Raw genomic sequence first — 9,661 nt, forward strand, 5'->3', positions numbered from 1 at the left:
CATAAATGTTGTGCCTGACCGAAAACCCTGTAGGAGTGAGCCTGCTCGCGATTGGCCCTTACAGACGCTAGAGAATCAACCCCCCTGCACCGGACACCCCAAATCCCCCTCCTGGCACTTCAGGTAAGTCTTGAACGTCTCCACCCGCGCCTTGGTCAGTTCGGTCACGCAATTGCCGTAGATCAGCGGATAAACACTCCCGCCTTCCACCCCCGACGCCGAAAACTTGCACTCCGCATCGCGAAACCCGATCCACGAACGCTGCGCACCCACCAGCAGTTTCTTGCTGTCGGGATTGCCCTTCAATCGTGCGGTGATCTGCTGGTAAAGCGCATTCAACTCCTTGTCCGCCGCCGCATGCTGCTGCGCTGCGCACTGGTTCAGCGTGGCCTGGTCGCTGGCATTGTCGCAGTCGGCGGCCTGGGCCAAGGGCGTGAACAGCAAAGGTGTCAGTACCAGAAGGAAGCGTGAGTACATGGGGAAGGCTCGCTATGACAGGGGAATTGGGGGCAGTGTAGCGATCCAAAGGCGGCGATTTCGACAACGGACAGCGGCTTGATACAACTTTCGGGCTGGACATGTTGTCTTAGAGGCCTACTGTTGTTCATTACAGGAGGTGACGTATGAAACCAGTACCCAACAGTTTTGAACGCAAAATCATGCTCAAGTCGCCCCGCGCCCATGTGTGGCGCGCTTTGGTGGATGCCGAGGCGTTCGGTCAGTGGTTCGGCGTTGCGCTTGAAGGCCGGCGATTCATCGCCGGCGAGTGGACGCAGGGGCAGGTTACGTATCCCGGTTATGAACATGTGTTGTGGAACGTGCTGGTCGAGCGGGTCGAGCCGCAGCAGCTGTTTTCCTTTCGCTGGCACCCCTACGCGGTGAACCCCAGGATCGACTACTCCCAGGAGCCCACCACGCTGGTCAAATTCGAACTGCAGGATTACGAAGACGGCACGTTACTCAAGGTTTCCGAGTCAGGTTTCGCCCACATTCCCGACATACGCCAGAAGGAGGCGTATTACATGGACAGCCGTGGCTGGGAAGAGCAATTGAGCCGATTGGAACAATTTCTCATCGAAAACGCCAAGGCCCGCGAGCGAGGGAATGAGTGACGGCAGATCCCTGGTTAAAAGCATCCTAGAGCGTTTGGGAAGGGCAGCTATAGCGAATGTCTTACACGCGGTTACAACTATGTCCTCTGTTACATATTGGATCCGATGCGTATTCTGGCCCCATCCACTGAGACACAGGGAGTGCTCTCAGGATCATGGATGATCGGCCATTTGCAAGGAATGCTGACGACAGGGAGTTGTAATGGTCTTGGAAGAACCCGCTTCGGCGGGTTTTTTTGTGGGCGTCAGAAAAATCCTGGCTGCTTGAACCGCGGTTCTCGCCGCCAGGATTTTATTGTCAGCCGAGTTTCGCCGCCGCCCGCTCGGTGATTTGCGCGCGCAGTTTCAATGAACTGGCGGCACGTGCGCGAGCTTCCTCCAGCACGCTGGCGGGCGCCGTTTGCGGGCTACCCGCCTGGAATGGCGGCGCAGGTGCGTATTCCAGTTGCAGTTGCACCAGCTCAGCGGTGTCCTGATCGAACAGCTCAGCGGCCAGGGTCAGGGCAAAATCAATGCCTGCGGTAATCCCGCCACCGGTCAGCAGATTGCCGTCGCGCACCACCCGATCCGCCACCGCAATCGCTCCCAGCGGCGCCAGCAACTCGTGATACGCCCAGTGGGTGGTGGCGCGTTTGCCCTTGAGCAGGCCCGCCGCACCGAGCACCAGCGCACCGGTGCAGACCGACGTCACGTACCGCGCGTTGGCGGCTTGGGTCTTGATGAACGCCAGGGTAGGTTCATCTTCCATCAACGGCCCGACCCCGCTGCCACCGGGTACGCAAATCACATCCAGCGCCGGGCAGTCGTTGAAAGTCACGGTCGGCTTGAGCACCAGCCCGGTGCTGGCGGTGATGGGCATCAGGTCCTTCCAGATCAGATGCACCTTCACGTCGGGCAGCGACGCCAGAACGTCGTACGGGCCGGTCAGGTCAAGTTGCTGCACCTGTGGAAACAACAGAAAACCGATCTGCAAGGTCATGGTGTTTTTCTCCTGGAGTGGGTGGACGCCTTCACTCTAGGCGCCTAGGATTTGGCGTATACGCCAATCACCCCACGAATTACGCCAACATGTCGAAAACCATTCACGTACTCGCCTTCGCCAATGTGCAAGTACTCGATGTCACCGGGCCGTTGCAGGTGTTTGCGTCGGCCAATGACATCGCCCGCCAGCAAGGTTCGCCGCCACCGTATGCGCCGTCGGTGATTGCCAGCAGCGGCGGGGCGGTGATGTCGTCGGCGGGTTTGGCGCTGCTGGCCGAGCCTTTGCCCGGGCAGGGCAGCGACACCTTGATCATCGCCGGCGGCTGGGGCGTCTATGCGGCGGCGCAGGACCCGTCACTGGTCAGTTGGGTACGTGTACACGCGGCAACGTGCCGGCGGGTGGCATCGGTGTGCACCGGGGCGTTTTTACTGGCGGCCAGCGGCTGGCTCGATGGCCGGCGCGTGGTCACCCACTGGACCCGCTGCGAACAGTTGGCGCAGCAACACCCGCGATTGCAGGTCGAGCCCAATCCGATCTTCATCAATGATGGTCCGGTCTGGACCTCGGCCGGGGTGACCGCCGGTATCGACCTGGCGTTGGCGATGGTCGAAGCCGACCTCGGTCGGACCATGGCCCTGGAAGTGGCCCGGCAACTGGTGGTGTTCCTGAAACGCCCTGGCGGCCAGTCGCAATTCAGCGTGACCCTGTCTTTGCAGAAAGAAGGCAACCGCTTCGACGAACTTCACGCCTGGATCAGTGAAAACCTCAGCAAGGACCTGGGCATTCCAGCCCTGGCCAACCAGGCCGGCATGAGCGAACGCAGCTTCGTGCGCCACTACCGCGCCGACACCGGCCAGACCCCGGCCCGGGCCATCGAGCTGATCCGGGTCGAAACCGCGCGACGCCTGCTCAGCGATACGGGCGTGCCCATCAAGCGCGTGGCCGTGCAATGCGGATTCGGCAGCGAAGAAACCCTGCGCCGCAGTTTCCTGCGGGCCATGGGGGTAACACCGCAGGCTTATCGCGAGCGGTTTTCGGTCAGTGCTGCAGCAGATCCAGTAATGCCTTGAGCGTGGCCTCGGGCGCTTCTTCGGGAATGTTGTGCCCTGTACCGGCCAGCACCCGGCGCTCGTAATGCCCGGTGAAGTGCTCGATGTCGTCGTCGATCTCGGGCGCCGGGCCCACGCCATCGTCGGCACCACACAGGGAAATCGTCGGCACGCTGATCAGTGGCTGTCGGGCCAGGGCTTCTTCCATCCACTCCAGCGCCGGATCGCCGGACGCATACATGAACCGGTGCCGGTACGAGTGAATCACCACTTCGACAAAATCCGGGTTGTCGAAGGCAGGCGCGCTCAGCGGGTACAGCTCAGGACCCTTGGCCCAGGTCGGCGACCACAATTTCCAGAGCAATTCACACAGGGCCCGGCGATTCTCCGTCAGGCCGGCGACGCCCCGTGGAGTGTGGAAATAGTACTGGTACCAGAGGCGATGCTCGGTTTCCGGGTCCAGTGGCCGGGTTGAATGGGGAATGTCTTGCAGGTTGTAACCATCCCCCGTCACCAGGCAACGAACCCGCTCCGGCCACAGCGCCGCCACGATGCACGCCGCCCGACCACCCCAGTCGTAGCCGCAAAGGGCCGCTTGCGGGATGCCAAGGACGTCCATCAGATCGAGCAAATCCTGGGCCAGGGCGGCTTGCTGACCGGAGCGTAGGGTGTCGGGGTTGTTGAAGCGGGTCGGGCCGTAGCCGCGCAGATAGGGGACGATCACGCGGTAGCCCTTTGAAGCGAGCCGTGGAGCGATTTCGTCGTAAGCGCGCGGGGAATAGGGGAAGCCGTGGAGCAAAATGACTGGGTCGCCGGTGATGGGGCCGTGCTCCTCATAGGCGAGGTTCAGGCCAGGAGTCAGGACATGTTGTATCCGCACATCATTGTTCATTCGACACTCCCGGCTGAGTGGGTGTTATCCGAAAAGCACCCTTTGCCAATGATCTTCACTGATGATTGCAATGGGAACGCCACTTTCCCTCAGTTCAACGGCTTTTTTGATTTTTGTTCCATAGCTGCTGTGTAACCACTGATCGTTGCCGATACTGCCAACCACAAGATAATGGACTTTCTTGCTGACAGATCCACCGATCAATCCCCCACGTTCAACAATGAGTGATTCACAATCTTTGCGCGGGCCGTAAGCCATCACTCCGGTGAACAGGAAAACACGATCAGCCCAACTCAGATCGGGGGCGGGATTATCGAGAGGAAGGCTGTTAGGAGTGGTACGGATTTGCTCCGAGCCCACGGGCAGGCCTGCGAACTGGTGGAGCATATCCAGTAGCTCTGCAGACTCGTCGGAGTCCAACACACCATCGCTCAGCATGCTTGCAAGGCGTTTATAGAGAATGTTCACGACGGGATCGCCGAGATGGCATAGATGAGTTTCGATCCATGACTTGAGAAACTCGGCTTCTTGCTGGTTGATTTTGCCGTCAGCGGCGAGCCCTGCAGCGATACCAACTAGTGCATCAGCCGATCTCCTGTCAATTCGTGCTTCGTGGAAAAAACCGCTGTTTTGAAACTCCTGATGCAAGTCGACCATGGTCCTCTCCTTAGACTTCCACTTCCGCCATCTGGTTGAAATACTTCGTCCGATCCGGTGTAAACGTCACCATCATCCCGGTCCGTGAACAGGTCAGCGACCGTTCTTCCTTCAAGTCCACATCCAGATCCTCCCCGCGCAAGCCCTGCCATTGGGCGAGGTATTTGAGGGAACCGTATTTCTCTAGCTTTTTCAGGCTGCGGCTGACGCCACCTTTCCAGCCCAGCACCGGCAGTTCGCCGGCGAGGCATTGATGGGCGAGGTCGGGGAAGCGGGCGGCGCGCTGGCGGCCGACTTCCCAGCATTTGATCAGGCCCTTGTCTTGGGCTTCCCACAGTTCGTTGCGGTTCAGGCCGGTGCGAAGGGGGAGGTCGATGCTGCGGTGGATGCGCTGGGTCATTCTTTTTCCTTGAATTCGGGTTTTGTTGGACAGCTCCGCTGTGCCCGTTGGACGGGGATGTTAGGTGGGGATGTAGTGGCTGGCAACAGGGTATTTTCGGGGACTGGACTCATATTTCGTTTATGAAATGTAGGATACCGGCCTACACAAAACCATTGCCGCACCGCTGGCTCCTACGGCTGCCAGTTACTCTTCTCGCCGCTGAGCTTGCGATCCAGAAAACACGCCGCACTGATCAACGCCAGGTGCGTCAGCGCCTGTGGCGTGTTGCCCATGTGTCGCGCGCGGCTGTCGAATTCTTCGGCGTACAGCCCCAGCGGGTTGGCGTAGCGCAACAGTTGCTCGAATTCCAGGTGGGCTTTTTCCACCTGGCCGGCGCGGGCCAGGCATTCGACGTACCAGAATGAGCAGGCGGCGAAGGCGCCTTCGGTGCCGGGCAGGCCGTCGATGTGTTGATCGTCGTTGTGGTAGCGGTAGACCATGCCGTCGCGCACCAGGTTTTTCTCGATGGCGCCGAGGGTTGCGAGCCAACGCGGGTCCCTGGCGCTGACGAAACGCACCAGTGGCATCAGCAGCATCGAACCGTCGAGGCCGGTGCCGCCGATGTGCTGCACGAAGTGCCCGCGTTCGTCGTTCCAGAAGTTTTCCCAGATGTCGGTGTAGATGTCCTGGCGCGTCTGGTCCCAGCGGGCGAACGGCGCGGGCAGCGAGCGTTTCGAGGCGAGACGGATCGCCCGGTCCAGAGCGACCCAGCACATCAGTCGCGAGTGCAAAAAGTGGTGCTGCTCGCCGCGCATTTCCCAGATGCCGACGTCCTCCTGCTGCCAGGTTTCGCACACCTGATCGACCACTTCCACGGTGTGCTTCCAGCCTTCGTGGGAGATGGCTTCGCCGTATTTGTTGACCAGGTACACCGCGTCCAGCAGTTCGCCGAAAATATCCAGCTGGACCTGCGCGTACGCCAGGTTGCCGATGCGCACCGGCGTGGCACCACCGTGCCCGGACAGGTGCGAGAGTTCGATTTCCGGCAGTTCCTGGCGACCGTCGATGCCATACAGGATATTGAGTTTCATTGGTTGGCCACGACAGTCGCTGACGCGTCCGCGCAACCAGCGCATGTAGGCGTTGGCCTCTTCGGTGAAACCCAGGCGCATGAAGGCATACACGGTGAAGGAGGCGTCGCGGATCCAGGTGTAGCGGTAATCCCAGTTGCGCTCGCCGCCGAGGGTTTCGGGCAGGCCAAAGGTCGCCGCGGCGAGGATTGCGCCATGTTTGCGCGAGGTCAAAAGCTTCATGGCCAGGGCCGAGCGGTTGACCATTTCCCGCCAGCGGCCCCGGTAGTTGGATTGGCCGATCCAGTCGCGCCAGAACTTCAGCGTGCGTTCCAGGCATAACGTGGCGCCTTTTTCCTTGAAGCGTGGATCGTCGATAGCGCCCAGCAGGAACTCGGCGGTTTGGTCCTGCTCCAGGGTGAATTCGGCGACGGCTGCCTGCCCGTCAATGCGCAATGGCTGATCTGCTGCCAGGCGCAGGGACGGCTGATCGGCGGCCTCGAAGATCACGTCCTGTTCATCCAGGCGGGCGAGGGTGCGGGCGCGCGCGTAGTCGTGGCGCACGGCGCAGCGCATTTGAAACGTCGCTTGGCCGCTGACCACCCGGACCCGACGCATCAGCACCGGCAGGTTGTCTTCGGTGTCGCCGATGGGCAGCAGGTCGGTGATTTCCACCACGGCACGATCACTGAGCCAGCGGGTTTGCAGCACGTTGGTGTCGGGCAGGTAGATTTGCTCGCGGCGAGCGTCCGGCAAGTCCGGGGACAGTTGGAAAATACCGGCCTCGGGGGTGTCCAGCAGCGAACAGAAAATCGACGGGCTGTCGAACTCCGGCCAGCAGAAAAAATCCACGCTGCCCTTGTCATTGACCAGCGCGGCGCTGCGCATGTCGCCGATGATGCCGTGAGCGTCGATGGGGCTTTGGCGTTCGGGGTGATCAGCCATTGGGGCGAGGCTCCGGGAGCTGAGGGCTTAAATAGCTGACTGGTTTTGGCGGGCGGGAGTTCATTTCGCGGTGACTGTTCTGGCCCCATCGCCAGCAGGCTGGCTCCCACAATGACTGATGTACACCCACCCAATGTGGGAGCCAGCCTGCTGGCGATGGGGGCTTCACATTCAACCAACAATTCGGACCTTTCCCTGCTACCGGCCATATGGCAACTTGCATGCCCTTATCGAGGCCGGATCCATGGCAAACCCTTACCGCGAACTGTTCAAAGCCCCAGGCAGCAGCGCTTTCGTGCTGGCCGGGATGATTGCGCGCATGCCGATTTCCATGACTGGCATCGGCCTGATCACCATGCTGTCGCAGTTACAGGGCGGCTACGGTTTGGCGGGGGCGGTGGCGGCGACCTTTGCCCTGGCCACGGCGTTTTGTGCGCCGCAGGTGTCGCGGCTGGTGGACCGATTTGGCCAGCGCCGGATCCTGCCGGTGTCGGCGCTGATCGGGGGCGGGGCTTTGTTGCTGGTGTTGCTTTGCACCCGGTTGCAGGCGCCGAACTGGACGCTGTTTGTGTTCGCCGCGATCGCCGGGTGCATGCCGAGCATGTCGGCGATGGTCCGGGCGCGCTGGACCGAGTTGTACCGCGGCCAGCCGCAACTGCAAACCGCCTATGCCCTGGAGTCGGTGCTCGACGAAGTCTGCTTCATCGTCGGGCCACCGCTGTCGGTGGGGTTGTGCGTGGTGGCGTTCCCCGAGGCCGGGCCGTTGGCGGCGTTGCTGATGCTGGGGATCGGGGTCACGGCCTTCGTGTTGCAACGCAGCACCGAGCCGCCGGTGCACGCCCATGAGGAACACCATCAAGGCTCGATCATCCGTTCGCGTGACATTCAGTGGCTGATGCTGCTGATGGTCGCCATGGGCACCATCGTCGGGGTGGTGGATGTGGTGAGCGTGGCCTTCGCCCAGCATCAGGGCCAACCGGCCGCGGCGAGTATCGTGTTGTCGGTGTATGCGATCGGGTCGTGCCTGGCCGGATTGGCGTTCGGTGCGTTGCGTTCGAAAGTGCCGCTGCCGCGCCTGTTTCTTTACGGCGGGGTCGCGACGGCGGTGACGACGTTGCCGTTGCTGCTGGCGACGAACATTCTCGGGTTGTCCCTGGCGGTGTTCGTCGCCGGGCTGTTTTTTGCGCCGACCCTGATCGTCGCCATGGCCCTGGTGGAGCAAATCGTGCCGCCGGCCAAACTCACGGAAGGCCTGACCTGGCTGGTGACCGGGTTGAGCATCGGCGTGGCGATCGGTGCGGCAGGGTCGGGGTGGATGGTGGATGCGTTCGGGGCGCGCAGCGGGTTTTGGCTGGCGATTGGGGCGGGGGCGGTTGTCCTCGGTTCCGCGATCCAAAGCTATCGCCACCTGAAATGATGTTCTAACTGTGGGAGCGAGCCTGCTCGCGATGGACGCATGGACGACACGGGCTGTCTGATGCCCCGCGTTATCGTTGACGTCCATCGCGAGCAGGCTCGCTCCTACAGGGGGATACATGCACGACTAATTCCCCGTGGCGCTCATCCGTTCTCCTATACAGACAACTTTCGAGGTAAGCCCGGTGACCCAGCTGACATTGCTGTGCCTGCCCTATTCGGGCGCGAGTGCCATGGTCTATAGCCGCTGGCGGCGCAAGCTGCCGGAGTGGATCAAGCTGCAGCCCGTGGAGCTGCCGGGGCGCGGTGCCCGCTTCGGCGAACCCTTGCACACCGACATGCGCCGCCTGGCGCTGCAACTGGCGCTGGAACAAAAAACCATGCTCAAAGCGCCCTATGCCCTGTTCGGCCATAGCCTCGGCGCGTTGCTCGCCTGTGAAATGGCCCATGCGTTTCGCTCGCTTGGCTGTCCTGAGCCCGTCGCACTGTTCGCCTCGGGCACTGCCGCGCCGACCCTGCGCGAGGACTACGACCGTGGATTCGCCGAGCCCAAGACCGATGCCGAATTGATTGAGCAACTGCGCAGCCTGAACGGCACCAGCGAAGAAGTGCTGGCCAACCAGGAGCTGATGAGCCTGACACTGCCGATCCTGCGCGCCGACTTCCAGTTGTGCGGGCGTTTCGAGCCGCTGCAGCGGCCGTTGCTCAAATGCCCGGTGCACGTGCTCGGCGGCAAGGCCGACCGCGCCACCAGCGAGCAGTTGATCGGCTGGCGCAAGGAAACCCTCGGCAGCTTTTCCGTGGACATGCTCGCCGGCGGGCACTTCTTCATCCATGAGCATGAAGCCAAGGTGCTCAAGGTGATCAAGGATCAGCTTGAAGTTCATCATCGCCGGCATGCCATGGCCGTGGCGGGTTAACCCAATCTCAAGCACCACCCATCCCCTGTAGGAGTGAGCCTGCTCGCGATGACGGAGTGTCAGTCGATATCAATGCCGTCTGACTCACCGCTATCGCGAGCAGGCTCACTCTCACAATGATTTTCAACAACCTTCCAGACTTCGCTCGCTTTCCTTCTGATACTTATTCTCATTCGCTAATTTTTCCGGTCTGCATTCGTTTTATAGGGACGACGTGCCTTTGTGCTTCCCGCCAC

General features: G+C 61.3%; 10 protein-coding genes. 4 read left to right on the forward strand and 6 right to left on the reverse strand.

Annotated features, from left to right (window positions below; all coding sequences use genetic code 11):
* Window positions 1-75 precede the first annotated feature (75 nt).
* On the reverse strand, window positions 76-477 hold the full coding sequence (locus PMI35_RS25940) for a lysozyme inhibitor LprI family protein (protein WP_008056154.1): 402 nt from the start codon (window positions 475-477) through the stop codon (window positions 76-78).
* A gap of 146 nt (window positions 478-623) precedes the next feature.
* On the opposite strand from PMI35_RS25940, the gene PMI35_RS25935 reads away from it, so the two are divergent.
* Window positions 624-1,112 carry an SRPBCC family protein gene (locus PMI35_RS25935; protein WP_008056159.1) on the forward strand — a complete coding sequence of 163 codons (489 nt, stop codon included), beginning with the start codon at window positions 624-626 and terminating at the stop codon, window positions 1,110-1,112.
* 298 nt (window positions 1,113-1,410) lie between these two features.
* Here the strand turns inward: PMI35_RS25935 and inhA are convergent, their stop codons facing one another.
* The gene (gene inhA / locus PMI35_RS25930; protein WP_008056164.1) at window positions 1,411-2,091 is read right to left on the reverse strand and encodes an isonitrile hydratase; all 681 of its coding nucleotides are present in this window, start codon (window positions 2,089-2,091) and stop codon (window positions 1,411-1,413) included.
* A gap of 89 nt (window positions 2,092-2,180) precedes the next feature.
* On the opposite strand from inhA, the gene PMI35_RS25925 reads away from it, so the two are divergent.
* Window positions 2,181-3,164 (forward strand): GlxA family transcriptional regulator, encoded by a 984-nt coding sequence (locus PMI35_RS25925; RefSeq protein WP_008056165.1) that lies wholly within the window; start codon window positions 2,181-2,183, stop codon window positions 3,162-3,164.
* Here PMI35_RS25925 and PMI35_RS25920 read toward each other — a convergent pair.
* From PMI35_RS25920 to PMI35_RS25905, 4 genes are all read right to left on the reverse strand, one after another.
* Window positions 3,133-4,035: an alpha/beta fold hydrolase gene (locus tag PMI35_RS25920; protein WP_008056166.1), complete on the reverse strand. Its 903-nt coding sequence runs from the start codon at window positions 4,033-4,035 to the stop codon at window positions 3,133-3,135. The two genes, PMI35_RS25925 and PMI35_RS25920, sit on opposite strands and share 32 nt — an antisense overlap.
* 24 nt (window positions 4,036-4,059) lie before the next feature.
* Complete coding sequence (locus tag PMI35_RS25915) at window positions 4,060-4,692, reverse strand: BRCT domain-containing protein (protein WP_008056167.1); 633 nt, start codon at window positions 4,690-4,692, stop codon at window positions 4,060-4,062.
* A 10-nt stretch (window positions 4,693-4,702) separates the two neighbouring features.
* Window positions 4,703-5,092 (reverse strand): hypothetical protein, encoded by a 390-nt coding sequence (locus tag PMI35_RS25910; protein ID WP_008056170.1) that lies wholly within the window; start codon window positions 5,090-5,092, stop codon window positions 4,703-4,705.
* A 173-nt stretch (window positions 5,093-5,265) separates the two neighbouring features.
* Window positions 5,266-7,089, reverse strand: a complete 1,824-nt coding sequence (locus PMI35_RS25905; RefSeq protein WP_008056172.1) for a glycoside hydrolase family 15 protein — start codon at window positions 7,087-7,089, stop codon at window positions 5,266-5,268.
* Window positions 7,090-7,333: 244 nt separating this feature from the next.
* Between PMI35_RS25905 and PMI35_RS25900 the strand changes: the two genes are divergently transcribed.
* Complete coding sequence (locus PMI35_RS25900; RefSeq protein ID WP_008056174.1) at window positions 7,334-8,506, forward strand: MFS transporter; 1,173 nt, start codon at window positions 7,334-7,336, stop codon at window positions 8,504-8,506.
* Window positions 8,507-8,690: 184 nt separating this feature from the next.
* Entirely contained in the window at window positions 8,691-9,425 is a 735-nt protein-coding gene (locus tag PMI35_RS25895) for a thioesterase II family protein (protein WP_008056177.1), read from the forward strand.
* Window positions 9,426-9,661 lie beyond the last annotated feature (236 nt).

It is taken from the genome of Pseudomonas sp. GM78 (genome assembly GCF_000282475.1).
Classification (GTDB): Bacteria; Pseudomonadota; Gammaproteobacteria; order Pseudomonadales; family Pseudomonadaceae; genus Aquipseudomonas.

Coding starts and splice junctions, on each gene's coding strand:
- PMI35_RS25935 (WP_008056159.1), top strand. CDS start 624: ATGAAACCAGTACCCAACAGTTTTGAACGCAAAATCATGCTCAAGTCG.
- PMI35_RS25915 (WP_008056167.1), bottom strand. CDS start 4,692: ATGGTCGACTTGCATCAGGAGTTTCAAAACAGCGGTTTTTTCCACGAA.
- PMI35_RS25940 (WP_008056154.1), bottom strand. CDS start 477: ATGTACTCACGCTTCCTTCTGGTACTGACACCTTTGCTGTTCACGCCC.
- PMI35_RS25905 (WP_008056172.1), bottom strand. CDS start 7,089: ATGGCTGATCACCCCGAACGCCAAAGCCCCATCGACGCTCACGGCATC.
- PMI35_RS25925 (WP_008056165.1), top strand. CDS start 2,181: ATGTCGAAAACCATTCACGTACTCGCCTTCGCCAATGTGCAAGTACTC.
- PMI35_RS25910 (WP_008056170.1), bottom strand. CDS start 5,092: ATGACCCAGCGCATCCACCGCAGCATCGACCTCCCCCTTCGCACCGGC.
- PMI35_RS25900 (WP_008056174.1), top strand. CDS start 7,334: ATGGCAAACCCTTACCGCGAACTGTTCAAAGCCCCAGGCAGCAGCGCT.
- inhA (WP_008056164.1), bottom strand. CDS start 2,091: ATGACCTTGCAGATCGGTTTTCTGTTGTTTCCACAGGTGCAGCAACTT.
- PMI35_RS25920 (WP_008056166.1), bottom strand. CDS start 4,035: ATGAACAATGATGTGCGGATACAACATGTCCTGACTCCTGGCCTGAAC.